This is a genomic window from Sphingomonas sp. PL-96 (assembly GCF_020707215.1).
Lineage (GTDB): Bacteria > Pseudomonadota > Alphaproteobacteria > Sphingomonadales > Sphingomonadaceae > Sphingomonas.
The window spans coordinates 331471-356687 of sequence record NZ_JAJFET010000002.1; the positions used below are offsets into that span (position 1 = coordinate 331471).

At 69.8% G+C, this 25217-nt stretch carries 21 protein-coding genes; 6 read left to right on the forward strand and 15 right to left on the reverse strand.

What is annotated here, in order from left to right:
* Positions 1-4 precede the first annotated feature (4 nt).
* Together mfd and LK533_RS07110 are read right to left on the reverse strand one after the other, a co-directional pair.
* Complete coding sequence (gene mfd / locus LK533_RS07105; protein ID WP_229362078.1) at positions 5-3463, reverse strand: transcription-repair coupling factor; 3459 nt, start codon at positions 3461-3463, stop codon at positions 5-7.
* Between the two features lie 52 nt (positions 3464-3515).
* Positions 3516-3782, reverse strand: coding sequence for a succinate dehydrogenase assembly factor 2 (locus tag LK533_RS07110; protein ID WP_229362079.1), 267 nt, complete (start codon positions 3780-3782; stop codon positions 3516-3518).
* Between the two features lie 106 nt (positions 3783-3888).
* On the opposite strand from LK533_RS07110, the gene recG reads away from it, so the two are divergent.
* The gene (gene recG, locus LK533_RS07115) at positions 3889-5949 is read left to right on the forward strand and encodes an ATP-dependent DNA helicase RecG (RefSeq protein ID WP_229362080.1); all 2061 of its coding nucleotides are present in this window, start codon (positions 3889-3891) and stop codon (positions 5947-5949) included.
* Here the strand turns inward: recG and LK533_RS07120 are convergent.
* Positions 5901-6287: a PilZ domain-containing protein gene (locus tag LK533_RS07120; RefSeq protein WP_229362081.1), complete on the reverse strand. Its 387-nt coding sequence runs from the start codon at positions 6285-6287 to the stop codon at positions 5901-5903. The two genes, recG and LK533_RS07120, sit on opposite strands and share 49 nt — an antisense overlap.
* Before the next feature lie 87 nt (positions 6288-6374).
* Positions 6375-7604: a tyrosine--tRNA ligase gene (tyrS, locus tag LK533_RS07125; RefSeq protein ID WP_229362082.1), complete on the reverse strand. Its 1230-nt coding sequence runs from the start codon at positions 7602-7604 to the stop codon at positions 6375-6377.
* A 134-nt stretch (positions 7605-7738) separates the two neighbouring features.
* Between tyrS and LK533_RS07130 the strand changes: the two genes are divergently transcribed.
* Genes LK533_RS07130 through LK533_RS07140 form a run of 3 tightly spaced genes read left to right on the forward strand, consistent with a single transcriptional unit; the run spans position 7739 to position 11344 of the window.
* Positions 7739-8914: a hypothetical protein gene (locus LK533_RS07130; RefSeq protein WP_229362083.1), complete on the forward strand. Its 1176-nt coding sequence runs from the start codon at positions 7739-7741 to the stop codon at positions 8912-8914.
* Positions 8915-8948: 34 nt separating this feature from the next.
* The gene (locus LK533_RS07135; protein ID WP_229362084.1) at positions 8949-9989 is read left to right on the forward strand and encodes a DUF2336 domain-containing protein; all 1041 of its coding nucleotides are present in this window, start codon (positions 8949-8951) and stop codon (positions 9987-9989) included.
* Positions 9986-11344 carry a PAS domain-containing sensor histidine kinase gene (locus LK533_RS07140; protein WP_229362085.1) on the forward strand — a complete coding sequence of 453 codons (1359 nt, stop codon included), beginning with the start codon at positions 9986-9988 and terminating at the stop codon, positions 11342-11344. Before LK533_RS07135 ends, LK533_RS07140 begins: the two co-directional genes overlap by 4 nt.
* 84 nt (positions 11345-11428) lie before the next feature.
* Here LK533_RS07140 and LK533_RS07145 read toward each other — a convergent pair whose 3' ends face one another.
* The 4 genes from LK533_RS07145 to gltX all read right to left on the reverse strand — a co-directional run bounded on the left by LK533_RS07145 (position 11429) and on the right by gltX (position 15775).
* A complete protein-coding gene (locus LK533_RS07145; protein WP_229362086.1) occupies positions 11429-12685 on the reverse strand; it encodes a PQQ-dependent sugar dehydrogenase in 1257 nt (418 codons plus the stop codon).
* A 139-nt stretch (positions 12686-12824) separates the two neighbouring features.
* Positions 12825-13028, reverse strand: coding sequence for a hypothetical protein (locus LK533_RS07150; RefSeq protein ID WP_229362087.1), 204 nt, complete (start codon positions 13026-13028; stop codon positions 12825-12827).
* On the reverse strand, positions 13028-14311 hold the full coding sequence (locus tag LK533_RS07155) for a citrate synthase (RefSeq protein ID WP_229362088.1): 1284 nt from the start codon (positions 14309-14311) through the stop codon (positions 13028-13030). The genes LK533_RS07150 and LK533_RS07155 overlap by 1 nt, the downstream gene beginning before the upstream one ends.
* An 18-nt stretch (positions 14312-14329) precedes the next feature.
* Positions 14330-15775 carry a glutamate--tRNA ligase gene (gene gltX, locus LK533_RS07160; protein ID WP_229362089.1) on the reverse strand — a complete coding sequence of 482 codons (1446 nt, stop codon included), beginning with the start codon at positions 15773-15775 and terminating at the stop codon, positions 14330-14332.
* A gap of 103 nt (positions 15776-15878) precedes the next feature.
* Between gltX and LK533_RS07165 the strand changes: the two genes are divergently transcribed.
* Positions 15879-18023, forward strand: a complete 2145-nt coding sequence (locus tag LK533_RS07165) for a ComEC/Rec2 family competence protein (protein ID WP_229362090.1) — start codon at positions 15879-15881, stop codon at positions 18021-18023.
* A gap of 226 nt (positions 18024-18249) precedes the next feature.
* On the opposite strand, the gene lexA is transcribed toward LK533_RS07165, so the two are convergent.
* From lexA to LK533_RS07195, 6 genes are read right to left on the reverse strand one after another with little or no spacing between them, the layout of a single operon-like run.
* A complete protein-coding gene (gene lexA / locus LK533_RS07170) occupies positions 18250-18927 on the reverse strand; it encodes a transcriptional repressor LexA (protein WP_229362091.1) in 678 nt (225 codons plus the stop codon).
* A gap of 54 nt (positions 18928-18981) precedes the next feature.
* Positions 18982-20160 (reverse strand): molybdopterin molybdotransferase MoeA, encoded by a 1179-nt coding sequence (locus LK533_RS07175; RefSeq protein ID WP_229362092.1) that lies wholly within the window; start codon positions 20158-20160, stop codon positions 18982-18984.
* A complete protein-coding gene (gene moaC, locus LK533_RS07180; protein ID WP_229362093.1) occupies positions 20157-20624 on the reverse strand; it encodes a cyclic pyranopterin monophosphate synthase MoaC in 468 nt (155 codons plus the stop codon). Before moaC ends, LK533_RS07175 begins: the two co-directional genes overlap by 4 nt.
* Positions 20621-21400: an indole-3-glycerol phosphate synthase TrpC gene (gene trpC, locus LK533_RS07185; protein WP_229362094.1), complete on the reverse strand. Its 780-nt coding sequence runs from the start codon at positions 21398-21400 to the stop codon at positions 20621-20623. Before trpC ends, moaC begins: the two co-directional genes overlap by 4 nt.
* The gene (trpD, locus tag LK533_RS07190; protein ID WP_229362095.1) at positions 21397-22392 is read right to left on the reverse strand and encodes an anthranilate phosphoribosyltransferase; all 996 of its coding nucleotides are present in this window, start codon (positions 22390-22392) and stop codon (positions 21397-21399) included. The genes trpC and trpD overlap by 4 nt, the downstream gene beginning before the upstream one ends.
* Positions 22389-22976, reverse strand: a complete 588-nt coding sequence (locus LK533_RS07195; protein WP_229362096.1) for an anthranilate synthase component II — start codon at positions 22974-22976, stop codon at positions 22389-22391. Before LK533_RS07195 ends, trpD begins: the two co-directional genes overlap by 4 nt.
* Before the next feature lie 89 nt (positions 22977-23065).
* Here LK533_RS07195 and LK533_RS07200 point away from each other — a divergent pair, with 89 nt between their 5' ends.
* Complete coding sequence (locus LK533_RS07200; protein ID WP_229362097.1) at positions 23066-23479, forward strand: hypothetical protein; 414 nt, start codon at positions 23066-23068, stop codon at positions 23477-23479.
* A 221-nt stretch (positions 23480-23700) separates the two neighbouring features.
* Here the strand turns inward: LK533_RS07200 and LK533_RS07205 are convergent, their stop codons facing one another.
* A complete protein-coding gene (locus tag LK533_RS07205) occupies positions 23701-25215 on the reverse strand; it encodes an anthranilate synthase component I family protein (protein WP_229362098.1) in 1515 nt (504 codons plus the stop codon).
* Positions 25216-25217: the final 2 nt, after the last annotated feature.

Genomic DNA, 25217 nt, shown 5'->3' on the forward strand with positions numbered 1-25217 from the left:
GGGGCTACCCCGCCGCCTTCGCCAGCCCTCGCGAGAGCTGCAGCGCGCCGTGGAGGCGGCTGCGCGGGTCCGGCCAGGCGCGGGAGATGGCGAGCTTCATGTCGGGGCGCAGCTTCGCCGCGCCGCCCAGCCGGTCGACATAGGCGAGGAGGTTGGGGACGTTCGGGAAGTTGTCCTCGTGGAACGTCACGATCGCGCCGCGCGCGCCGACGTCGATCTTGGCGATGCAGGCACGCTTGGCGTTGAGCTTGGTCTCGATGAGCTTGAGCAGGTTCTCGGTCGCCTCGGGCAGCTTGCCGAAGCGGTCGATCAGCTCGGCTGCGAACGCGTCGATGCCGGCGCGGTCGTCCACGTCGTTGAGGCGGCGATAGAGGCCCATGCGCAGATCCAGGTCGGGGACATAGTCTTCCGGGATCAGGATCGGTGCATCGACGGTGATCGAAGGCGAGAACTCCTTGGGCTTGTCCTCGCGCAGGCCGCCCGCCTTGGCGTCCAGGATCGCCTCCTCCAGCATCGACTGGTAGAGTTCGTAGCCGACTTCCTTGATGTGGCCCGACTGCTCGTCGCCCAGCAAATTGCCGGCGCCGCGGATGTCGAGGTCGTGGCTGGCAAGCTGGAAGCCGGCGCCCAGCGACTCAAGGTCCGACAGTACCTTCAGCCGCTTGGTCGCGGCCTCGGTCATCTGCCGCTCCGGCGCGGTGTTCATATAGGCGTACGCGCGCGTCTTGGCGCGGCCGACGCGCCCGCGCAGCTGGTAGAGCTGGGCCAAGCCGAACTTGTCCGCGCGGTTGATGACCAGCGTGTTGGCGGACGGAATGTCCAGACCGCTCTCGACGATGGTGGTCGAGACCAGCACGTCGTAGCGCTTGTCGTAGAAGGCGGACATGCGCTCCTCGACCTCGCTCGGGCTCATCTGGCCGTGCGCGACGACGTAGCGGATTTCCGGCACGTCCTGCGCCAGGAACTTCTCGATGTCGGGAAGGTCGGCGATGCGCGGGGTCACGAAATAGGCCTGGCCGCCGCGATAATGCTCGCGCAGCAGCGCCTCGCGGATGACCACCGGATCCCAGGGCATGACATAGGTGCGCACCGCCAGGCGATCGACCGGCGGGGTCTGGATCACCGACAGCTCGCGAAGGCCCGACATCGCCATCTGAAGCGTGCGCGGGATCGGCGTGGCGGTCAGCGTCAGCATGTGGACGTCTGCCTTCAGCGCCTTCAGCCGCTCCTTGTGGGTGACGCCGAAGCGCTGCTCCTCGTCGACGATGACGAGGCCGAGGCGCTTGAAGTCGATGGTCTTCGAGAGCACCGCATGGGTGCCGACGATCACGTCGATGGTGCCGTCCGCCAGGCCTTCTTTGACCCGCTTGGCCTCGGCCGCGGGCACCAGGCGGGAGAGGCGACCGACGTTGATCGGGAAGCCTTCAAACCGCTGGGTGAAGTTCATGTGGTGCTGGCGCGCGAGCAGTGTGGTGGGGCAGACCACCGCGACCTGCATGCCGGCCATCGCCGCGACGAACGCAGCCCGCAGCGCGACCTCGGTCTTGCCGAAGCCGACGTCGCCCACGACCAGCCGGTCCATCGGCGTGCCGGCGGCGAGATCGTCCAGCACGTCGCCGATCGCGCGGTCCTGGTCCTCGGTCTCCTGATAGGGGAAGCGATCGACGAAGGCGGGATAGCCGCTGTGGTCGGGCTCGGCGACTTCGGCCGGGCGCAGCGCACGCTTGGCGGCGGTGGCGATCAGCTCGCCCGCAATCGCCTGGATGCGCTCCTTCATGCGGCTCTTGCGCCGCTGCCACGCCTCGCCGCCCAGCTTGTCGAGCGTCGCGCCTTCCTCGCCCGATCCGTAGCGGGAGAGGACTTCGAGGTTCTCTACCGGCACGTAGAGCTTGTCGCCGCCCGAGTAGCTCAGCGCCACGCAGTCGTGCGGTGCGCGCGAGACCGGGATCTGGGTCAGCCCCTCGTAGCGGCCGATGCCATGCTCGGTATGCACCACGAGGTCGCCGGGCGAGAGCGTCGCCAGCTCCTGGAGGAACGCGTCGGTGTTCTTGCGCCGCTTCGCCCGCCGGACCAGTCGGTCGCCGAGCATGTCCTGCTCGGTTAGCACCGCTACGTTGGGGGCGGTGAAGCCATGGTCGAGCGGCAGGACGATGAGCGTCGGCCCGCGCTCGGCAGCACCCAGCGCCTCCTGCCAACCGTCGGCGGCGACCGCACCCTTCAGGCCATGGTCCGCGAGCAGCCCGGTCAGCCGCTCGCGCGCGCCCGGCGAATAGCTCGCGAGGATCGCCTTGCGCCCCTCGCGCTTGAGCTTGGCGAGGTGGGCGACCACCGCCTCATACACGTTGCTGCCGGCCGTGCGCTCGGGCGCGAAGTCCCGGGGGCCGTCGACGCCGAAGTCGAGCACGGTCGCGCTCTCCGGCTCATGGAAGGGCGTGACCTGATGCGCGGCGGCCTCGTCGAGCCGGCGCGTCCATTCCTCATTGTTGAGGTAAAGCTGGTTGGGGAGCAGCGGGCGGTAGCTGCCGGGATCCGCCGACTGTGCGCGGGCGCGGTTGGCGTGATAGTCGGTGATGCCCTCGAACCGTGCCTCGGCGGCGCCCGGCGTCCCCGCGTCGCGCACGATCACCGCGTCGGCGGGCAGGTGCTCGAACAGCGTTTCCAGCCGCTCTTCGAACAGCGGCAGCCAATGCTCCATGCCGGACAGGCGGCGGCCGTCGGAGATCGCCTGGTAGAGCGGGTCGCCGGTCGCGGTGGCGCCGAACGTCTCTCGATAGCGCGCGCGGAAGCGCTTGACGCTCTCCTCGTCGAGCAGCGCCTCGGAGGCGGGGAGCAGCGTAAAGCCGTCGATGCGGCCGCTGGTGCGCTGGTCGGCGGGGTCGAAGGTGCGGACGCTTTCGATCTCGTCGCCGAAGAAGTCGAGCCGCAGCCCCTGTTCGGAGCCCGAGGGAAAGAGGTCGACGAGCCCACCGCGTACCGCGAACTCGCCGGCGTCATGGACCGTCTCGACCCGGACATAGCCATTGCCCTGGAGCAGCTCCGCCAGGCGATCGAGCGAGATGCGCTCGCCCGGCGCCAGCCGCGCGACCAGCTGGCGGATGCGGAACGGGGTCAGCACCCGCTGGGTAACGGCGTTGACCGTCGTCACCAGCAGGCGCGGCGCCTTGCCGGGGCTCTGGAGCGCGTGGAGCGTCGCCAGCCGCTCGGACATGGCGCGCAGCGTCGGGGAGGCGCGGTCGTAGGGGAGGCAGTCCCAGGCCGGGAAGCTCAGCACTTCCAGCTCGGGCGCGAAGAACGGCGCGGTGGCGGCCACCGCCCGCATCGCCGCCTCGTCCGGGGCCACATAGACCACCCCGCCGGTGCTTCCCCGTGCCAGATCGGCGAGCAGGCTGGGCAGGAACCCCGCCGGCACGCCCGAAAGCGTGAGCGGGCGGCTGGCGGACAGAATGGTCTGGAGATCGGGCATGTCGGGCGCGGGCGTTCCGTTCGGTCTGGGACGTGGGAAGGCGAAATCGCCCTTAGCGGGCGATCGGCACGTAGTTCAGGGTCTTGAGCGCGGCCATCACCGTCCCCTCGAACTGCGGCGGCACCGGCTGGATTCCCATCGCCCAGGCCATGATGTCGACGTCCTGCTCCTCCAGGAAGGTCTCGAACCACTCGATCTCGGCATCGCTCCAGCTTTCGCCATGCGCGTCGAAGAAGCCGCCGATCATCAGGTCGGCTTCCTTGGTGCCGCGGTGCCATGCGCGGAAGCGCAGGCGCTTGAGACGGATTTCGCGGTCCATGGAATCTCCAACGGCAAGGAGCCGGCGGACGCGAACGACCGTCGGCGTGTCAGTGCGACGCCGCTTCCCGACACGGGCCGAAACGCGGTAGGGGCAGCAGATAGTCATGCGTCCCCAACTTCTCAATCCGCTGTTCGCCGAGGTCACCGCTCTGAAGGGAGTCGGCGCCGCCATGGCCAAGCCGCTCGACCGGCTGGGCCTGTCGCGCGTCGTCGACGTCGCCTTCCACCTGCCGAGCGGCTGGGTCGACCGGCTGCCGCGCGACACCCTCGATGCCGCCGACGCGGGGCGGATCATCGCGATCACGCTGACGCCGGTCGATTACCGGCTGAGTGCGGGCAGGGGGCCGACGCGAGTGCAGGCGCAGGACGCGGCGGGCAATATCGTCAGCCTCGTCTATTTCGGCGGCAACGCCGGCTGGGTGAAGAAGCTGCTGCCGCTGGGCGAGCCGCGGCGAGTGTCGGGCAAACTCGAGACCTATGGCCAATCGCTCCAGATCGTTCACCCGGACCAGGTGCTGCCGCTGGAGGAAGCGAGCGGCCTGCCGGAGCGCGAGGCGGTGTATCCGCTGTCGGAGGGGCTTACCTCCCGCCGGGTCGCGGGGCTGGTCGAGCAGGCGATCGAGCGGGCGCCCGAGCTTCCCGAGTGGATCGAGCTGAGCCTGATTTCCACGAAGAATTGGCCCGGCTGGCGCGAGGCGCTGGTGCGCATCCATGCCGACCCGGCCGATGCCAAGGCGCGGGCGCGGCTCGCCTATGACGAGGTGTTCGCCAACCAGCTCGCGCTGCTGCTGGTGCGGGGCGAAGCGCGCGCCAAGCGCGGCCGGCCGCTGACCGGCGACGGCAGCGTGCGCGCTCGGCTGAAGCTGCCCTATGCGCCGACCGGCGCGCAGGCGCGCACCATCGCGGAGATCGAAGGCGACCTGGCGCAGGTGCAGCCGATGCTGCGGTTGCTGCAGGGTGACGTCGGCTCCGGCAAGACGCTGGTGGCGATCATGGCGCTGCTGATCGCGGTGGAGGCGGGGGCGCAGGGGGCGCTGCTCGCGCCGACCGAAATCCTGGCGCGACAGCATGGCGAGACGCTGACCCGGCTGCTCGCACCCATCGGTGTGAACGTCGCGGTGCTGACCGGCCGCGACAAGGGGCGCGCGCGGGAGGCCACGCTGATGGGCCTTGCCGATGGCTCGATCGACATCCTGGTCGGCACGCACGCGATCTTCCAGGAGGGCGTCGGCTATCGCGACCTGGGGCTGGTGGTGGTGGACGAGCAGCACCGCTTCGGCGTCGCCCAGCGGATGATGCTGCAGGCCAAGGCGCAGCGCCCGCCGCACCTGCTGGTGATGACCGCGACTCCGATCCCGCGCACCCTGACGCTCGCGCAATATGGCGAGATGAACGTCAGCCGCCTGGACGAGATGCCGCCAGGGCGCGAGCCGATCGAGACGCGCGTCGTGTCGGAGGATCGGCTGGACGAGGTAGTGGACGCGCTCGCCCGGCACCTGTCGAACGGCGGCCAGGCCTATTGGGTGTGCCCGCTGGTCGAGGAGAGCGAGAAGAGCGATCTCGCCGCCGCAGAGGCCCGCGCGGAGGAATTGCGCAACCGCTTTGGCGAGAAGGTGGGGCTGGTTCACGGACGCATGAAGGCACCCGAGAAAGACGCCGCCATGGCCGATTTCCAGGCGGCGCGCACCGGCGTGCTGGTCGCGACCACGGTGATCGAAGTCGGCGTCGACGTGCCCAATGCCACGCTGATCGTGATCGAGGCGGCGGACCGCTTTGGCCTCGCGCAGCTCCACCAGCTGCGTGGACGCGTGGGGCGGGGCGGGGGGATGTCGCGCTGCCTGCTGCTGCGCGGCAGTGCGCTCAGCGAGACATCCCGCGCGCGCCTGGCGCTGATGCGCGAGAGCAACGATGGCTTCCGCATCGCCGAGGAAGACCTGCGGCTGCGCGGCGCGGGCGAGATATTGGGCACCCGCCAGTCAGGCGAGATGCAGTTCCGCCTCGCCACGCCGGAGATGCTGGGCGAGTTGATGCCGGCCGCCAATGGCGATGCGCGCCTGCTGGTCGATCGCGACGGCGGGCTGCACGGGCCGCGCGGCGAGGCGGCGCGGCTGGCGCTCTACTTGTTCGAACGGGACGCTGCGGTCGGGCTGCTGCGCTCGGGCTGAGGATCGAACGGTGGCAGCGGCTCCAGCACTGCGGCGAGCAGTTCGTAGTAGCTCGCGCGGTCGATCGGCATGTCGAACATGCAGCCGAAGCGCGTGCCCTTGGCCCAGCGGACCTCGGCAGCCATCACGCCCACCACCGGCAGAATGACGCGCAGCCGGTCGCCGGTCGCAACTTCGAGATCGGTAGTGGCGGAAAGCCCGTGTGAGGAAAGGTTGAGCACGCGCAGCTGCAGCGCCTCAGCAGCCGGGCCGAAGCCGCGCGCTTCGAACTGCACTTCGTCGCGCACGTGCGACGGCTCGACCGTTCCCGCCGTCGTCTGCCTGAACTTCTCGTCCATGGCGCCCCCTTGCCGCAAATGGATAGCAGCAATTCCGGGGGCGCGAAAGAACCTACCCTTTGATCTGGGTTGGCTTGTCTAGGTTGATCAGCCTGCGGGCAGCAAAATCCCGTGGTGCTTCTTGCCCGAGGAAAGACGAACCGGTGCCGAGACCGTGATCTGCATCGCGTCGTCGGTGATCTTTTCGCCGTCGACGCGGGCGCCGCCGCCCTTGATCAGGCGGCGTGCCTCGCCCTTGGAGGCAGCGAGGCCGAGCGCCACCAGCGCGTCGACCGCGGTGATGCTGCCTTCCGCCAGCTGGTGCGTGGGAAGCGCGTCACCCGCGGCACCTTCTTCAAAGGTGCGGCGCGCCGTTTCCGCTGCCTGGACCGCCGCTTCCTCGCCACGGCAGAGTGCGGTAGCCGCGTCGGCCAGGATCTTCTTCGCCTCGTTGATCTCAGCGCCTTCCAGCGCCTCCAGCCGGGCGATCTCGTCCAGCGGCAGGTCGGTGAACAGGCGCAGGCGGCTGCCGACGTCGCGGTCGTCGGTGTTCCGCCAGAACTGCCAATAGTCGAAGTGCGACAGCAGATCCTCGTTCAGCCACACCGCGCCGCCGACAGTCTTGCCCATCTTGGTGCCATCGGCGTTGGTGAGCAGCGGCGTGGTGAGGCCGAACACCGTCGTGCCATCGACCCGGCGCGAGAGGTCGACGCCGTTGACGATGTTGCCCCACTGGTCCGATCCGCCCATCTGCAGGCGGCAGCCCGAGCGGCGCGAAAGCTCCAGGAAGTCGTACGCCTGGAGGATCATGTAGTTGAATTCGAGGAAGCTCAGCGACTGTTCGCGGTCCAGGCGCATCTTCACCGAATCGAAGCTCAGCATCCGGTTGACCGAGAAATGCTGGCCGATGTCGCGCAGGAACGGGATGTACTCGAGCTTGTCGAGCCATTCGGCATTGTCGAGCATGATGGCGTCGCTCGGCCCGTCGCCGAAGGTCAGGAAGCGTTCGAACACGCGCTTGATCGAGGCGATGTTCGCCTGGATCGTTTCCTGCGTCATCAGCTTGCGCGCTTCGTCCTTGAAGCTGGGGTCGCCGATCTTGCCGGTGCCGCCGCCCATCAGCACGATGGGCTTGTGGCCGGCGCGCTGGAGCTGGCGCAGCATCATGATCGACACGAGATGGCCGACGTGGAGCGACGAGGCCGTCGGATCGAACCCGATATACCCCGGCACCACTTGGCTGGCCGCGAGCGCGTCGAGCGCCGCCGCGTCGGTCACCTGGTGGATGTAGCCGCGCCCGTCGAGCAGGCGGAGGAGGTCGGAGTTGTACTGGGTCATCGCTCGATCATTCTGCTGTTTGCGCGGTCTCCCTAGCCGCTCGGCGCCCGCGAAGTCGAGAACATGCGATTTCCGAACCTGCGCGCCCCGTGCGCCCCTTGGCAGCGCCGCTGCGCCCGCCTAACCCGCTTCCCATGCTTGCAGGGCTTATTTTCGCGACCGAGGACGCCGAAGGGCGCGCCGGCACGCTCGCCGCGACGTTGCCCTTCGGGGGCATGACGCTGATCGAATACCAGGCGCGGCTGCTTGCCGCAGCCGGCGTGGGGCAGCTGGTGGTGGCGGTGGGACGCGTGACGCCGGCACTGCTGGGCGCGGTCAGCCGCATCGCCAAGCGCGAGGTGACCGTCGACATCGTGCGTTCGGCCGAGGAAGCGTCTGCCAAGATCCATCCGCTGGCCACCGTGGTGGTGATCGCCGACGGGTTGGTCACAACCGACACGATGCTGCACGCCATGGCCGGCGAGGCGCCCGACGCGATCCTGGTGACGCCCGAGGCGGAGGCGAGCGGCGCCGTCGAGCGGCTCGACCGCGGGCAATGCTGGGCGGGGGTCGCCACCATCTCGGCACAGCGGCTGGCCGAGGTGGCCGCGTTGCCGCGCGAGTATGACTTTCAGTCCACGGTGCTGCGGATCGCGGTGGAGGCAGGCGCGCGCCACGTGCCGCTGCCGACCTCTGCGCGCCGTTCCGGCCATGGCGTGGAGCGCGACGCGGGCGTGCTGGCCGGGCGCAGCAACGATGTGCTGGCAGCGCTTGCCAACCAGCGCACCGGCTGGGCCGACCGCTGGTTCTTCACGCCGATCACACGCTTCATCCTGCCCCAGCTGGTGCGGCGCGACGTGCCGGCATGGGCGACGGCGGTGGCGGGCGGGGCGACCGGGCTGGTGGCGCTGCTGACGCTCGGTATGGGACATCCGGCGCCGGGCATGCTGCTGGCGCTGCTCGCGGTGGTGCTGCTGTCGGCGGGTTCGCTGCTCAGCTGGCTGCGCGGCGACAATGCGCGGGCGGCGCAGCAGGAGCAGGGCATCGTGCTGCTGGCGGTGCTTTCCGCGCTGCTGCTCGGCGCCATCGCCACGCTGGTCGCCGGCCATGCCACGCCGTTCGTGCTGGCCCTGTTCGGGGTGACGAGCAACGCCATTGCCGAGCGTGTGCCGGTGCGCCCGCGCCCCTGGTTTGCGAGCGCGGCATCGCAGGTGCTGCTGCTCACGCCCTTTGCGCTCGCCGGACTGACGACGCTTGGCCTCGCGCTGGCGACATTGCACGCGGTCCTAAGCCTCGCCGCTGCGGTTGAAGCAAGTCGGCACAAGGGTTAGGCCCGTCTTAACGACCCCACGCTAGGCGAGGGTGATGGCCGTCCGTTCCACCCAGATTGAAACCTTTCCCGCCGCGCTGCTGGCTCATGCCGCTGCGCGCGGCATGCGGGCGCAGGTGCGGGCGGTGCCGCCGCTGGCCGCATTGTTCGCGCCGCCGCAGGAACAGCTCGACGACCGCACGCGCGCGGCGCTCTCCGACCGGCTGGAGCGGCTCGTCCGCACCGCCGCCGATCGCCTGGCCGAGCAGGTCGCCACCCGGCTGGAAGCCGCCGCGGAGCCTGCGCTCGCGGCCCGGATCCGGCGTGCGGCCGATCCAGTGTGGGAACGGCTGGTGGCCGTGCCGACGCTCTGGGACGAAGGACTGCTTGCCGAACTGCTGGCCGACACCCGGCTGGGATTGCTGGGAGCCGCGCTGCCGGTGCGTGCGCCCTTTCACCCCGACCAGCCGAGCCTGCTCGCGCGGCTCGCCCATGCGGACGACCCGGTCGTCGCGGAAGCTGCCAAGCTGGTGCTGGTTCACGGCAGCGCGGGCGAAGCTGCGGCGGTGCCGCAGCTCTGGTGGCCTATCGCCGCGGCGCTGCGCAGTGGCACGACCGATCCGGAGGAAGTCGGCGTGCTCGACCGCGCGCTGATCTCCGCCGTCGAGGAACTGCGTGGCCAGGACCAGGACGCGCCGCCGGCCGCGCGCCTCGCCCGGGCGCTGCGCCGAGATGCCGCAACGCTGCCCGAGCTGATCGAGCACGCACTGTCCGATCGTCGGCTCGAGCTGGTGGTGGCGCTCATCGCCGATGCCGGCGGGCTCGGTGGCCGCGCGGTCCGCGATCTGATGCTGGAGCGCGATCCCGCGCCCTTGTGCATGCTGCTGCGCGCGCTCGACCTGCCCCGAGAGACGCTGGCGCGGATCGGCTTTGCGCTGTGTGAGGCGGATCCGATCCGCGATCTGGACGCGTTCGCCGACCTGCTCGACGCGGTGGCGGCCGTGCCCTTGCAGGTGGCGTGGCAGGCGGTCGCCGCGATGGCGCTGCCGGCGGGGTATCGCGCCGCGCTGCTCGCGCTGGAGGGTCCGGGCGCATGAGCGGGTTCGATCGTCACCAGCCGCCCGCCTCGGCAATGCTCGACGCCGATGGCCGCCTCCGCCATGCCGAACCACGCCTGGCTGGCCTCAACGCCCGCGCCGGTGGGGAGCCGGGCGCGCCGCTCGCCGTCCCGGCGATGGCCGAACTGGTGCGCATCTGTCGCCGGCTGCAGATCGACGTCGCTCGCAAGATCACGGTCGCGGACGGTGAGGACGACCTGACGCTGTGGGTGCAGGTTGAGCCGGAGGGCGACGCACTGCGCCTGACGGTTGGGGCGTGGCGGATGCCGGGCGAGGACGACGGGGACGATGCCGGCACGGCCGAACTGTTCGCGCTGGACGCCGACTGGCGGTGGGAAGCCGACAGCGGCCTGCACCTCACCTATGTGTCGCCGGCCGCCGGCAGCCGCTTCGGCTTTGATGCCGCCGATGTGCTCGGGCGCCCGCTCACCTGGCTGTTCCAGCTGAAGGACGACGGCGAGGGCGGCTTCCCGATGCTGGGCGCGATGGCGTCCCACCAGCCGTTTGAGGGGCAATATGCCACGCTGCGTGGCGCGGGGCGCACGGTCCTGCTGTCGGGCGTGCCGCGTACCGACGCGGGCGGGCGCTTCGCGGGCTTCGCCGGTGCCGCCCATGCCGCCGAGCCGGACGTGCCCGCATTGCCGGCGGAACCGCAAGGCCTTCCCGACGCGTTCGGGCGCCGGCTGCGCGACGCGCTGCGCCATCCGCTCGACCGCATTGTCGCCCATGCCGACAGCATCAGCGCGCAGGCCGATGGCGAGCTGCCGCAGGACTATGCGGATTATGCCGGCGACATCGCCAGCGCCGGCCGCCACCTGATGGGCCTGGTCAACGACCTGGAGGATGTGCAGGCGGTCGAGAACCCCGACTTCGCCATTGCGGTCGAGGCGCTCGATCTGGCCGACGTCACGCGCCGCGCGGCCGGGCTGCTCGCGGTGCGTGCCGAGCGCGCAGGGGTGACGATCGACCGGCCGGGCGCGCAGGAGACGCTGCCCGCTCGCGGCGAGTTCCGGCGCGCGCTCCAGATCCTGGTCAACCTGATCGGCAATGCCGTGCGTTACTCGCCGCCGGGCGCCACCGTCTGGGTGCGGCTGGAGCGCGAAGGCCAGATCGCCTGCGCAATCGTCGCCGACCAGGGCAAGGGCATCGCCCCCGAGGATCAGGCCCGCATCTTCGAGAAGTTCGAGCGCGTCGACCCGACAGAGCAGGGCGGCAGTGGTTTGGGCCTCTACATCGCCCGCCGGCTGGCGCGCGCGATGGGCGGGGACATCGTGGTGGATAGCGCAGTGGGGCAGGGCGCCCGCTTCGTGCTGACCCTGCCGCTGGAGGGATAAGGGGCGGCTTTCCTGCGGAGCCTGGGCCGCTGACGTGCTCTGGACACAGCGTTGATCTGGTCCGTCCCGACCCAGGCTACTACGTCAGGATCCGGTATCCCGCGCCACCCGCCAGATGGCGTCCGCGCCGTCATCCGCAACCAGCAGGCTGCCGTCGGATGCAATGCTCAGCGAGCGGGGGCGGCCGTAGACGGTCTTTCCCTCTCCGCGAAAGCCGGTGAGGAAGGGCTCCATGGGGCCGACTGCCTGGCCGTTGCGGAACGGCACGAAGACGACGTCATAACCGGAGAATTGCGAACGCTCGACCGATCCGTGGCGCGCGACAAACGCGCCACCCCTGTACCGGCCGGAGAGCCGGTCGTCGCGCACGAACGCCAGGCCCAGAGCTGCGACATGCCCTCCCAATGCGAAATCCGGCTTGGCCACGCGCGTAAGAGGGATGGGCGGCTTGGAAACGTAGCGCGCGTCCTGATGTTCGCCGAAATAGGCGAACGGCCATCCGAAATGCTGCCCCTGCCGAACGCTGGTCAGGTAATCGGGGACGAGGTCGTCGCCCAGGCCATTGCGCTCGTTCACCACCGTCCATAGCGCGCCGGTGCCTGGAGCGAAGTCCATGCCCACCGGATTGCGCAGCCCCGCAGCGAACACGGTCAAGCGGCCACTGCGCAGATCCAGATCCAGGATATTGGCGCGGTGCCTCTCGATCGCCATGCCGCGTTGGCCTGCATCCGATGCGGCGCCGATGCCGATGTATAGGTGCTTGCCATCCGGAGATGCCAACAGGTTCCTGGTCGGATGCAGTTCCCCCTTCACCGTGGGCAGCCGGGCGTGAACCTTGGGGGACGTTCCTTCGGCCATGCGGGTCATGCCGGGTGTGAAGGGCACGGAGATCAGCCGATCATTCTCCGCAACAAAGAGCCGCCCGCCGACCAGCGCCATGCCATAGGGTGCGCGCAGGCCGCCGATGAGCTGCGAGCGAAGCTCCGCGACGCCGTCGCCATCCTGGTCCCGGAGCAGGTAGACCGCGTCACCACCTCTGCCTGCGACCGCGCCTCCCCGCGGATCCGCCCCAGCCTGGGCGACGAGCACATCCCCGTTCGACAGGGGAAGGATGTTGCGCACCGTCTTGAACGCCTCGGCAAAGCGCGTGACCCGGAACCCGGCAGGCGCGACTGGGCCGGTTCCAGCCGCGAAGGGGACTATGTCCGGCGTCAGCCAGGCGGTTCGTGTTGCATGGAGCGGCGGCAGCGCAGGGTTCCGGCCGGTGCCGGGCTCCGTCTCCTGGGCGTGTACGCCTGCCGAGGTGCAGGCAAGCAGTAGCAGCATCCGTGCAGCGGTCATGATCGGCCTTCCGTGAAAGGCCTGAACAAACACCCGCGTCTTCCGATCCCCGCTCATGTCGCGGAGAGTACCGCGCTCGGGGCGAGAAATACCTGCGCTTTAGCAGGCGAGCGTCACAGGGCGTTCACCGCACCGCTGTTCAGCCGCGCATCCGCCGTGCGACGAGGATCGCGACCAGTCCCGCGACCGCGGTGACGCTTCCGGTCACCACCCAATCATACTGGTCGATCATGAAGCTGGAGGTCGGCCAGCGGATGATACCCATCCCCTGGCCGATCCAGAACAGCCCGACGATCGCCGCGACCGCACCGGCGATCATCAGCAATCGTCGGGCGATATGCATCAGCGCTGGCCGATCGCGACGTAATCGCGCTGCGTCGGGCCGGTGTAGAGCTGACGCGGGCGGCCGATCTTCTGCGCGGGATCCGAGATCATCTCGTTCCACTGCGCGACCCAGCCGACGGTGCGGGCCAGAGCGAACAGCACGGTGAACATCTCGGTCGGGAAGCCGATCGCCGACAGGATCACGCCCGAATAGAAGTCCACGTTCGGGTAGAGCTTCTTGTCGATGAAATAGGGATCCTTGAGCGCGATCTGCTCGAGCTCACGGGCCGTATCCAGCACCGGATCGTTGATGCCCAGCTTGTCGAGCACCTCGGTCGCGGCCTTCGACAACACCTTCGCGCGCGGGTCGAAGTTCTTGTACACGCGGTGGCCGAAGCCCATCAGGCGGAACGGATCGTCCTTGTTCTTCGCACGCGCGATATACTCGGGGATGCGGTCCGGGGTGCCGATCTCGCGCAGCATGTTGAGGGCCGCTTCGTTGGCGCCGCCATGCGCCGGGCCCCACAGGCAGGCGATGCCGGCCGCGACGCACGCGAACGGGTTGGCGCCCGACGAACCGGCGAGACGCACGGTCGAGGTCGACGCGTTCTGCTCATGGTCGGCGTGGAGGATGAAGATCTTGTCCATCGCCGATTCGATGATCGGATCGACCTCATATTCCTCGGCCGGGACGCCGAACGTCATGCGCAGGAAGTTGCCCGTGTAGGACAGCTTGTTGTCCGGGTAGAGGAACGGCTGGCCCACCGAATACTTGTACGCCATCGCCGCGATCGTCGGCATCTTGGCGATCAGGCGGTGGCTGGCGATCTGGCGCTGCACCGGATCGGTGATGTCGGTCGAGTCGTGGTAGAATGCCGAAAGCGCACCGACCACGCCGCACAGGATCGCCATCGGGTGGGCGTCCCGACGGAAGCCGCGATAGAAGTTCGCCAGCTGCTCATGCACCATGGTGTGGCGCGTGATGGTGATGGTGAACTGGTCGAGCGCATCCTTGCTCGGCAGCTCGCCGTTCAGCATCAGATAGCTGACTTCCATGAAGCTCGACTGTTCGGCGAGCTGGTCGATCGGGTAGCCGCGGTGGAGCAGCACGCCCTGGTCGCCGTCGATGTAGGTCAGCGCCGACTCGCAGCTCGCGGTCGAGGTGAAGCCCGGATCATAGGTGAAGGCGCCGGTCTGCGCATACAGCTTGCGGATGTCGATGACGTCGGGTCCGACCGTGCCCGAGAGCACCGGATAGTCACCGTCCTTGCCCGCTACCTGCAACTTGGCGGTTTCGCTCATCGGGTGTCGTCCTTTCGTTCAGTGGTTGGCCGAAACGGCCATCTGGTCGGCGATGCGGCCGAGGCTTTCCTCGCGACCGAGCAGTTCGAGAACGTCGAAGATGCCCGGAGAGGTCCGGCGGCCGGTCAGGGCTGCGCGAAGCGGCTGCGCGACTGCGCCCAGCTTCACGCCTGCCGTGTCCGCCACGCTGCGTACCGCATGTTCTAACGTCTCCGTATCCCACCGCTCGCATGCGTCAAGCGCTGTGTGCAGCTGCGAAAGCAGCGCAGGCGCATCGCCGGCGAGCAGCGGTGCCGCAGACTCCTCGATCGGCAGCGGGCGGGTGGCGAACAGGAAGGCGGTGTTGTCGGCGAGCTCGCTGAGGTCGGCCGCGCGCGGCTTCAGCGCCGGCATGGCGCGGCGCAGCAGATCGAGTCCTGCGGCATCCGGCGCGTGAGGCAGACGTGCCGCAACCAGCTCCGCGAGTCGGACGTCGTCCGCCTCGCGAATATAGTGGCCGTTGACGTGGGCGAGCTTCTTCAGATCAAAGCGCGCCGGCGAGCGACCGACGCCGGCCAGGTCGAACACCTCTACCGCGCGATCGCGGGTGATGATCTCCTCGTCGCCATGGCCCCAGCCCAGACGCAGCAGGTAGTTGTTGAGCGCTTCCGGCAGGATGCCGAGGTGGTCGCGATAGGCATCGACGCCCAGGGCGCCGTGACGCTTGGACAGCTTGGCGCCATCCGCACCGTGGATCAGCGGGACGTGCGCATAGACCGGGTCGGGCCAGCCGCCCTCGACCGCATCCATCGCCCGGATCAGCGCCAGCTGGCGGAACGCGTTGTTGAGGTGATCGTCGCCGCGGATGACGTGGGTGACGCCCATGTCGTGGTCGTCGACCACGACCGCCAGCATATAGGTCGGCGTGCCGTCCGAGCGCAGCAGCACGAAGTCGTCGAGTTCGGCATTAGCGACCGTGACATCGCCCTGCACCCGGTCCGAAATCGTGACTGCGCCGTCCTTCGGCGCCTTCAGCCGCACGACGAACGGCGCGCCTTGCGGAGCGGTTGCGGGGTCGCAGTCGCGCCAGCGGCCATCGTAGCGGATCGGCTTGCCCTCGGCGCGCTGTCGCTCGCGCGCTGCCGCCAGCTCCTCGGCCGTGGCATAGCATTTATAGGCATGGCCGGCGGCGAGCAGCTGGTTTGCGACCGCGGCATGGCGATCGGCGCGGGCGAACTGGAACACGGCGTCGCCGTCCCAGTCCAGGCCCAGCCAGCGCATGCCGTCCAGGATCGCCTCGATCGCCGGCTCGGTCGAACGGGCGCGATCCGTGTCCTCGATGCGCAGCAGGAACTTGCCACCGTGATGGCGGGCGAACAGCCAGTTGAACAGCGCGGTGCGTGCGCCGCCGATGTGCAGGAACCCCGTAGGCGAGGGCGCAAAACGCGTGACGACAGCGCCTTTAGGCGAGGTTCCGGTATCCATACTTGCGCCCAACCGCGCCTGCTCCCAAGCTCGAACAATCATGGCCACGTCAGCCGCGCCCGCCCCTAGCACGGCCCCTCCGGGGCTTCAAACCGGCTGGCCGATGGATGTTCCCGGCGCGATCGAGCGGTGGTTGGAGGCGGAGCGCGACCAGCTGCCCTTGTGGATGCCCGTCGCGCTGGGGCTCGGGATCGCGGCCTGGTTCGTGCTGCCGGATGCCAGGGCGTGGACCGCGTTCCTGCTGGCCGCGGCCGGTTTGGCAATGCTGGGGCTGGTGTTGCCCCTGGGTGGGAGGCTGGGGCGGGTTGTTGTCGCGGCAGGGGTGCTCGCGGCGCTCGGCTGCGCGCTGGTGTGGTGGCGGGCGGAACGCGTGGCGGCACCGGTGCTGGCGCGGCCAGGGGTGTTCGCCTTCACCGCCCGCGTGCTGCGAGTCGAGCCCCTGCCGGCGCGCGATCTGGTGCGGCTGCGGCTAGCGCCGGTCGCAATGCCGACGCTGCCGCCGGTCGTGCGGGTCAATCTGGAGGCGGCGGTGCTTCCACCCGGAGTCGCGCCGGGTGCGGTCCTGCGGCTGCGCGCGCGGCTGGTGCCGCCGCCCGACCCGGCGGTGCCGGGCGCCTATGACTTCACGCGCGTCGCCTGGTTCGACGGCATCGGCGCGACCGGCCGCGCCTTTACCCCCGTTTCGGTGGTGACGCCCGCGGCCCCAGCCGGGGGCGGCTTGCGCAACCGCCTGACCGAGCACATCCAGCGCCAGGTAGCAGGCAGCGCAGGTGGCGTCGCGGCGGCGTTCGTGACCGGCGATCGCGGCGCGATCGGGGAGGTGGAGGACGAGGCGATGCGCCGCGCCGGCCTTGCTCACCTCCTGTCGATCAGCGGCCTGCACGTGACCGCAGTGGTAGGCGCGACCATGTTGCTGCTGCTGCGCCTGCTCGCGTTGGTGCCCGCGCTCGCCCTGCGGGTCCGCCTGCCGCTGGTGGCTGCGTCCGGCGCAGCGCTTGCGGCGATCGGCTATACCTGGCTGTCGGGGGCGGAAGTGCCGACCATCCGTTCCTGCGTGGCCGCGCTGCTGGTGCTGGCAGCGCTTGCAATGGGGCGGGAGGCGATCACGCTGCGGCTTGTTGCGACCGGGGCGTTTGTCGTGCTGCTGGTGCTTCCTGAGTCGCTGGCCGGGCCGAGCTTCCAGCTGAGCTTCGCGGCGGTGACCGCGATCGTCGCGCTGCATGAGCACCCCCGCGTGTCCCGCTGGTTCCAGGCGCGCGACGAGGGGGTTGCGCGCCGCCTGCTGCGCAACCTCGGCTCGCTGCTGCTGACCGGCGTTGCGGTGGAGGCGGTGCTGATGCCGATCGGTCTGTTCCACTTCCACAAGGCCGGGCTCTATGGCGCGCTCGCCAACCTGGTGGCGATCCCGCTCACCACCTTTGTGGTCATGCCGGCAGAGGCCGTGGCGCTGTTGCTGGATGCGATCGGCCTGGGCGCGCCCGCGTGGTGGGTGGTCGAGCGCGCGCTGGCGCTGCTGCTGTGGATCGCGAGGACGACGGCGGCGGTGCCAGGGTCGGTCGCGGCGCTTCCGTCGATGCCGGACGGCGCCTTTGCACTGATGGTCGCGGGCGGCCTGTGGCTCGCGCTGTGGCGCACCCGTGCGCGGCTGATCGGGCTAGCGCCATTGGCCGCCGGAGCGCTGTGGGCGCTCATCACCCCGGCGCCCGACCTGCTGGTTACGGGCGACGGTCGCCACCTTGCGGTGCGCACCGCAGATGGCGGCATGGCAATCCTGCGCGACCGTGCGGGCGAGTATGTCCGCGGCACGCTTGGGGAGGGCGGCGGCGTGGAGGGCGAGCTGCCGCCGCTCGCCGACCAGCCCAATGCCCGCTGCACCACCGACGTTTGCGTGGTCGATGTGGCCGGCGCGACGCGGACCTGGCGGATCCTCGCGACGCGGAGCGGGTATCTGGTGCAGGCCGGCGAACTGATCGCGCTGTGCCGCGACGCCGATGTAGTGGTGAGCGAACGCCGCCTGCCGCGCGGCTGCACGCCGCGCTGGCTGCGGCTCGATCGGCCGATGCTGGCGCAGACCGGCGGTCTGGCGGTCCGCTTCGATCCACCGGAGGCGCGGCGCGTGCGGGGGTCGGGGGACCGGCATCCGTGGATCACGCCGCCCGTGACGCAACCCGTGGCGCGCCGGTGGCCGGAGCAGCGGGGGCGTGGCAAGCGGGAGAGGCGCTGGGGTGGTTCGAGCGACGGGTTCTGACCGGTCGGGGTGGGTCAGCGGCGCGCGGTCAGTGCACGCCGCGTCGGTCGCCGTTGCCCTGATTCGGTGCCTTCACAGAGATACTGCAGTGCATGGAGATGCTGCTGCGTAACCTCATGGATTAAGGCGCTTGGGTGCGGACCGGCCGCCTGACAGGCCCGAACTTACGACAGCCTTCCGCCTCCGGGGTTCCGCTCGGTCGCGTCGAACCCCGGAACGCGAAGCCTCAATACCGCCGCAGCAGCCCGGCGAGCTTGCCCTGCACCCGCACCTGATCGGGGCGATAGCGCTGTGGGTCGTAGCTGCGGTTCGCCGGGTCGAGGCGGACCATCGCGCCTTCGCGGCGGAAATACTTCAGCGTCGCCTCATTCTCGTCGATCAACGCCACCACGATCTCGCCGTCGCGCGCGGCGTCGGTGCGGCGAACCAGGGCATAGTCGCCGTCGAGGATGCCGGCCTCCACCATCGAATCGCCCGCGACTTCCAGTGCATAATGTTCGCCCGAGCCGAGCAGCGCGGCGGGGACCGGCAGCATCTGCTGCCCCTCCATCGCCTCGATGGGCACGCCGGCGGCGATGCGGCCGTGCAGCGGGATCTCGATCACGTCGTTCGCCGGAGCAGGTGGCGCCGCGGGCGCGCTGCGCGGTGCCGCCGTCTTGGCAGGCGCCGGCTTCTTTGCCGTCTCGGGCCGATCGGGCATGCGCAGCACTTCAAGCGCGCGGGCACGGTTGGGAAGGCGGCGGATGAACTGGCGTTCCTCCAGCGCACTGATGAGGCGGTGGACGCCGGACTTCGACTTGAGGTCGAGCGCGTCCTTCATCTCCTCAAACGAGGGCGATACGCCGGTTTCCTTCAACCGGTCGTCGATGAAGCAGATCAGCTCGTGCTGCTTGCGCGTGAGCATGCGGTCCTCCGTCGGAACAGACGCGGAACCTTTAGGAAACGTTGACAGGCCTTGTCAACCGATATCGAGGATTTCTACCGAGTCGCCGACGTTCGCCGCCGGCGCGTGCGGTGGCCGCACGATCAGGCAGTCGGCATGGGCGAGCGTGCGCAGCATCGAGCTGTCCTGCGCGGGGGCGGGAAAGGCGATGCCGTCGCGCAGCTCGGCGCGCAGATGGTCGGCCCGGCGGTCGTTGGCGGCAAGCGGGGCGCCCAGCGGCACCACGCGCCGCCGCGCGAGCGGATCGGCCGCGCCCGCGAGCTTGCGCACCAGCGGCAGCAGGAACAGCGTCGCGGTGACGAACGCCGAGACCGGGTTGCCGGGCAGGCCGAGCACGACTGCATCCCGCAGCCGGCCAGCCATCATCGGCTTGCCCGGGCGCATCGCGATCCGCCAGAAGTCGATCGTGGCTCCAGCGGTTTCCAGCGCCGGGCGCACGAGGTCGTGGTCGCCGACCGAGGCGCCGCCCGTCGTCACCAGCACATCGGCATCAACCGCCGCAAAGGCGGCGGCGAGCACGCCGCGATCGTCGGGCAGGATCCCCAGGTCGATGCGCTCGACCGGCAGGCGCGCAAGCAGTCCGGCGAGCATCACGCCGTTGGACTCGGGCAGTCCGGCCTCGGGCGGGGAGCCGGCGGGCACGAGTTCGTCGCCCGTGGCCGCGATCGCCACGCGCACCCGGCGCCGTACAGGAATCCCACCGTGGCCGCCGACTGCCAGCAGCGCGGCGACCGCCGGGGTGATCGCGGCGCCTTGAGCCACGAGCGGATCGCCCGCCATGAAATCCAGCCCCGCTGCGCGCACGCTGCTTCCCAGCCGCGGCGGCCCTTCGCCGGTGAGCAGCAGGCGTGCCCCGTCGCGGCTCGCCTCTTCCTGCACCAGCACGGTGTCGGCGCCGTCGGGCAGCGCCGCGCCAGTGAAGATCCGCGTCGCCTGGCCCGTACGCAGCGAGCCGGCGAACGGCCGGCCAGCGGCGGATTCGCCGATCACTTCCCAGGGGCCGGGCAGGTCGGCGAAGCGGATCGCATAGCCGTCCATCGACGACAGTGCGCGATCGGGCTGGGTGCGCAGCGCCGCCAGGTCACCAGCGGCCCAGCGGCCGATCGCCTCGACGATCGGCACCGTCTCCACCGGCACCGGCGTTGCCAGCGCGAACACGCGCGCCTGCGCCTCGTCGAGCGGCAGCAGGCTCACGCCCGCCAGTCTCCCGACTTGCCGCCGGACTTGGCAAGCAGGCGCACGCCGCCGATCTCCATGCCGCGGTCGAGCGCCTTGGCCATGTCATAGACGGTGAGTAACGCCACCGAGACGGCAGTCAGCGCCTCCATCTCGACCCCGGTCTTGCCGTCGGTAGCGCAGGTCGCGGTGGCGGCGATGCCATCCGCCTCGATCGCCAGATCGAGCGCGACTCGGGTGAGGGGCAGGGGATGGCACAGCGGGATAAGGTCGCTGGTCCGCTTGGCCGCCATGATTCCCGCGACGCGGGCGACGGCGAGCACGTCGCCCTTCTTCACCAGCCCGTCGCGGATCGCTGCCAGCGCCTCCGCCGACATGGTGATGCGGCCGGTGGCGGTCGCCTGGCGTGAGGTCACCGCCTTATCGCCGACGTCAACCATGCGGGCATGGCCCTCGGCATCCAGATGGGTAAGGCCGCTCATCCGACCAGCGCGCGAGTCGCGGCCTCGACGTCGTCCTGGCGCATCAGCGCCTCGCCAACCAGGAAACAGTGGATGCCGTGCTCGGCCATCGCGTCCAGGTCGGCGCGGCCGGTGATTCCGCTTTCGGCCACAAAGGTGCAGTCGGCGGGCGCGTGCGCAACCAGCTCATAGGTGCGCTCGAAATTGACCGAAAAGTCGCGCAGATCGCGGTTGTTGACGCCGATCAGCCGGGTCTTGAGCTTGAGCGCGCGTTCCAGCTCGGGAAAGTCGTGGACCTCGACCAGCACGTCGAGCCCGCGCTCAAGTGCCGCCGCCTCGATCTCCGCCATCTGCCGATCTTCCAGCGCGGCGACGATCAGCAGGATCGCGTCGGCGCCCAGCGCCCGTGCTTCCGCCGCCTGCCACGGATCGATGGTGAAGTCCTTGCGCAGCACCGGCAGGTCGCAGGCAGCGCGCGCTGCGACCAGATAGGCGTCGGAGCCCTGGAAATATTCCTCGTCGGTCAGCACCGACAGGCACGCCGCGCCCCCGGCCTGATAGGCGCGCGCATGCGCCGGCGGGTCGAAGTCGGTGCGGATCAATCCCTTGGAGGGGCTCGCCTTCTTGATCTCGGCGATCAGTGCGGGACCGGTCCTGGCGTCCAGCGCGGCGCGGAAGCCACGCGGCGGCGTCTGCTGAGCCGCGCGCCGGTCGAGCTCCTGCACGCCGGCCAGGTCCTTACGGGCGGCAACCTCGACGCGCTTGGTTTCAAGAATCTTTGACAGCATCGTGCTCATGAATAGGCGATCCATGCATCCAGAAGGCGTCGGGCGGCGCCGGAATCGATCGTGTTGGCGGCGAGCACCGCGCCATCGGCGAGGTCCGTCACCTTGTCGGCGATCACGAGCGCGGCGGCGGCGTTCAGCAGCACCGCGTCGCGATAGGCGCTTTCCTCGCCTGCCAGCAGCCGGCGGAGGGCAAGCGCATTATAGGCCGGGTCGCCGCCGCGCAGCGTCTCCAGGGGACTCGAAGGCAGCCCGGCGTCCGCCGGCGTGATCCGGTCCGGCAGCGCGACCGATCCGATCCGCACGACGCGCGTGGGCCCGGCGATCGAGATCTCGTCCAGATCCTCCTCGCCCGAGATTACCGCGGCGGCGGTCGCGCCCAGGCTTTCGAGCGCCTCGGCATAGATCGGCGCATAGTCGGGCCGGGCGATGCCGATCAGCTGGCGCTCGACGTGCGCCGGGTTGGCGAGCGGCCCCATCAGGTTGAAGATCGTGCGCCGGCCGATCTTCTGGCGGATCGGGTGGATGCGCCGGATCGCAGGATGGTGGTTGCCCGCGAACAGAAAGGCGATGCCGATGTCGGCCAGCGTCTGCTCGGCCATCGCCCCAGCACGCGCCATGTCGAGGCCGAGCGCCTCCAGCGTGTCCGCCGCCCCAGCCTTGCTGGAGGCGGCGCGGTTGCCGTGCTTGGCGACGGGCACGCCGGTGGCGGCGACCACCAGGCTGACCGCAGTCGAGACGTTGAGCGTATGATGCCCGTCGCCGCCGGTGCCGCAAACGTCGATCGCGCCCGCCGGCGCGTCGATCGGGACCATGCGGTGGCGCATCGCGCGCGCCGCCTCGGCGATCTCGATGCTGGTCTCGCCGCGGGTGGTGAGCCCGACCAGGAACGCGATGATCGCCTCTTCGGACGCCTTGCCGTCGAGGATGGCCTCGAACGCCTCGGCCGCGCTCTCGTGCGAGAGCGGAGACTCGGTGGACGGCAGCAGAACGGTGGTGGTCATGCGGCGCGCTGCTTCGGGGCGATGCCGGTCATCGTCAGCCAGTTTGCCAGCATGTCGTGGCCATGTTCGGTCGCGATGCTTTCCGGGTGGAACTGTACGCCGTGGATCGGCAGCTCCGCGTGCCGCACGCCCATGACGCTGGCGTCCCCGGCGGTGCAGTTGACCACCAGCGATTCCGGCACGTCCGTTACGATCAGTGAGTGATAGCGGGTCGCGGTAAAGGGGCTGGGCAGTCCTTGGAACAGCCCGGTTCCGTCATGTTCGACCGGGCAAGTCTTGCCGTGCATCAGCCCGCCGCGCACCACCTTGCCGCCGAAATGCTGGCCGATCGCCTGATGGCCCAGGCACACGCCCAGCAGCGGACGGCGCGCCTCCGCACAGGCGGCGACCAGGTCGAGCGAGACGCCCGCCTCATTGGGCGTGCACGGGCCCGGCGAGATCAGGAAGCCTGCGGCATTGCTCGCCAGCGCGTCTGCAGCGGTGAGCGCGTCGTTGCGTACGACCTGCACCGGGGCGCCCAGCTCCATCAGATAATGGACCAGGTTCCAGGTGAAGCTGTCGTAATTGTCGATGACAAGGATCATGCTCTTGCCATAGCGCCGCCGCAGTCTGGCGCAACGCTGTGCGCGATCCGATCGTTGGTCGGGCGTGTGTTTGCGTTCAGGAGCTTGGAATGGTGCGTTGGATTCTCGTGGCGGCGTTGGCTGCATCTCCGGTCCTGGCGCAGGAGGGCGCAAAGACCAACGCTCCACCGCAGCGCACACGCAGCGTCACCGTCTATGGCGACGAACCCTGTCCCAAGGCCCAGGGGGAGGGGGAAGTCGTGGTCTGCGCCCGTCGCGACGAGAGCGAGCGCTTCCGTATCCCCAAGGAGCTGCGCGACCCGCCGTCGCAGGAAGCTGCCGCGCAAAGCTGGGCGAGCCGCGCCCAGACGATGATGGATGCCAACAGCGTCGGCCTGCCCAACAGCTGCTCGGCGGTGGGCACCGGCGGCCAGACCGGCTGCAACCAGCAGCTGCTCCGTCAATGGTATCTGGATCGCAAGGCGCAGCAGGAAGCGCAGCAGTTCCCCCGCAAGGAGGACTGAGGGAGCGGCGGCGCCGCTTGACGGTCGTGCGCTCCTGCGAAGGCAGGAGCCCAGGGTGCCGGACGCTACCCGCCGTGGCTCTGCTTGGCCCTGGATCCCTGCCTGCGCAGGGATACGGAAGGTTGCGGGGCCATCGTCCCGCCGTCACAGAGGCCTCGCCTGCTCAGAGATGCGATCAGCGCGACCTAGTTCGACCCTGATCGGCCGCTCGTCGGCCAGGCCTACTGTCCGAACCGCGGTGCGCCGGCCTGGGCGATCGCCTCGCGAGCTGCGGCGAGCAATGCGCTGGCCTTGGCTTCGCACTCGCGCTGTTCGTACGCCGCGTCGCTGTCCGCGACGATGCCGGCCCCGGCCTGGACGTGCATGGTGCCGTCCTTGACCACTGCCGTGCGCAGCACGATGCACGAGTCCATCGACCCGTCGGGCGAGAAATAGCCGACGCCGCCGGCATAAGCGCCGCGGGTCTCCTGCTCCAGCTCGGCGATCACCTGGCAGGCGCGGACCTTGGGCGCGCCGCTCACCGTGCCCGCTGGGAAGCCGGCGAACAGCGCGTCGAGCGCGTCGTGCTCGGGCGACAGCTGGCCGACGACGTTCGATACGATGTGCATGACATGGCTGTAGAACTCGATGCCATAGCTGTCGGTCACCCGCACGCTGCCGGCCTCGGCCACCCGGCCGACGTCGTTGCGGCCGAGGTCGAGCAGCATCAGATGCTCGGCCCGTTCCTTGGGATCGGCGAGCAGGCTGGCGCGGTTTTCCGCATCCTGAACGGCAGTGGCACCCCGTGGCCGCGTGCCGGCGATCGGGCGGATCGTTACCTCGCCGTCGCGGACCCGCACCAGGATCTCCGGGCTCGATCCCGTCAGCGCAAAGCCGGGCAGGTCGAGGTGGTAGAGGAACGGTGAGGGGTTGATGCGGCGCAGCGCGCGATAAAGCTCGAACGGCGGCAGCGGGAACGGCGCGGTGAAGCGCTGCGCCAGCACCACCTGAAAGATGTCGCCCGCGCGGATATAGTCCTTCGCGCTCGCGACCATCTCGGCATAGCGGCCGGGTGCCAGCACGGGGGTGAGGGCGATTTCCTCTGGTGCCTGGCGCGCGGGTTCGGGCAGCGGCGTGCGGGCAAGCCGGGCGGCCACATCCTCGATCCGCGCGGATGCGGTTGCGATCGCGGCGTCCGCTTCGCCGGTGCCGGGCCACACCGGTGCGACCAGGAACAGCGCGTCCGAAAGGCGGTCGAACACCAGCAGCAGCGTCGGCCGCACGAACACCATGTCCGGCAGGTCGAGCGGGTTGGCCGGCGGGCGGTCGAGCTTCTCGACCAGACCGATGGTCTCATAGCCGAAATAGCCGACCAGGCAGGCGAGCGCGCGTGGCAGCGCCTCCGGCACGTCCATCCGGCACGATGCGACCAGGTCGCGCAGCGCCTGCAGCGTCGGTTCGGCGCACGGCTCGAAGGCGTCGCGGTCGGACAGCCAGCTGCGGTTGATCGCCGCGTCTGCCCCGGTCGCGCGGAACACCAGGTCGGGGGCAAGGCCGATCAGGCTGTGGCGTCCGCGCACGGATCCGCCCTCGACGGATTCCAGCAGAAAGTCGCCGCGGCCCGGCTCGATGAGCTTGAGCGCAGCGGCGATCGGGGTTTCGGTATCCGCCACCAGCCGCTGCCACAGCAGCGCGGGCGTGCCGGCGGCGAGGGCGGCGTGCGCGGTCGTACGCCCCTGGATCGCGTCCTCGTTCACAG

Bases quoted from the DNA above. Each gene is read 5' to 3' on its own strand.
- LK533_RS07200 (WP_229362097.1), top strand. From the start codon at position 23,066: ATGGTGCGTTGGATTCTCGTGGCGGCGTTGGCTGCATCTCCGGTCCTG.
- LK533_RS07135 (WP_229362084.1), top strand. From the start codon at position 8,949: ATGGCCGTCCGTTCCACCCAGATTGAAACCTTTCCCGCCGCGCTGCTG.
- tyrS (WP_229362082.1), bottom strand. From the start codon at position 7,604: ATGACCCAGTACAACTCCGACCTCCTCCGCCTGCTCGACGGGCGCGGC.
- LK533_RS07130 (WP_229362083.1), top strand. From the start codon at position 7,739: ATGCTTGCAGGGCTTATTTTCGCGACCGAGGACGCCGAAGGGCGCGCC.
- trpD (WP_229362095.1), bottom strand. From the start codon at position 22,392: ATGACCACCACCGTTCTGCTGCCGTCCACCGAGTCTCCGCTCTCGCAC.
- trpC (WP_229362094.1), bottom strand. From the start codon at position 21,400: ATGAGCACGATGCTGTCAAAGATTCTTGAAACCAAGCGCGTCGAGGTT.
- LK533_RS07145 (WP_229362086.1), bottom strand. From the start codon at position 12,685: ATGACCGCTGCACGGATGCTGCTACTGCTTGCCTGCACCTCGGCAGGC.
- LK533_RS07110 (WP_229362079.1), bottom strand. From the start codon at position 3,782: ATGGACCGCGAAATCCGTCTCAAGCGCCTGCGCTTCCGCGCATGGCAC.
- LK533_RS07150 (WP_229362087.1), bottom strand. From the start codon at position 13,028: ATGCATATCGCCCGACGATTGCTGATGATCGCCGGTGCGGTCGCGGCG.
- recG (WP_229362080.1), top strand. From the start codon at position 3,889: ATGCGTCCCCAACTTCTCAATCCGCTGTTCGCCGAGGTCACCGCTCTG.
- LK533_RS07155 (WP_229362088.1), bottom strand. From the start codon at position 14,311: ATGAGCGAAACCGCCAAGTTGCAGGTAGCGGGCAAGGACGGTGACTAT.
- LK533_RS07195 (WP_229362096.1), bottom strand. From the start codon at position 22,976: ATGATCCTTGTCATCGACAATTACGACAGCTTCACCTGGAACCTGGTC.
- lexA (WP_229362091.1), bottom strand. From the start codon at position 18,927: ATGCTCACGCGCAAGCAGCACGAGCTGATCTGCTTCATCGACGACCGG.
- mfd (WP_229362078.1), bottom strand. From the start codon at position 3,463: ATGCCCGATCTCCAGACCATTCTGTCCGCCAGCCGCCCGCTCACGCTT.
- moaC (WP_229362093.1), bottom strand. From the start codon at position 20,624: ATGAGCGGCCTTACCCATCTGGATGCCGAGGGCCATGCCCGCATGGTT.
- LK533_RS07120 (WP_229362081.1), bottom strand. From the start codon at position 6,287: ATGGACGAGAAGTTCAGGCAGACGACGGCGGGAACGGTCGAGCCGTCG.
- gltX (WP_229362089.1), bottom strand. From the start codon at position 15,775: ATGGATACCGGAACCTCGCCTAAAGGCGCTGTCGTCACGCGTTTTGCG.
- LK533_RS07140 (WP_229362085.1), top strand. From the start codon at position 9,986: ATGAGCGGGTTCGATCGTCACCAGCCGCCCGCCTCGGCAATGCTCGAC.
- LK533_RS07165 (WP_229362090.1), top strand. From the start codon at position 15,879: ATGGATGTTCCCGGCGCGATCGAGCGGTGGTTGGAGGCGGAGCGCGAC.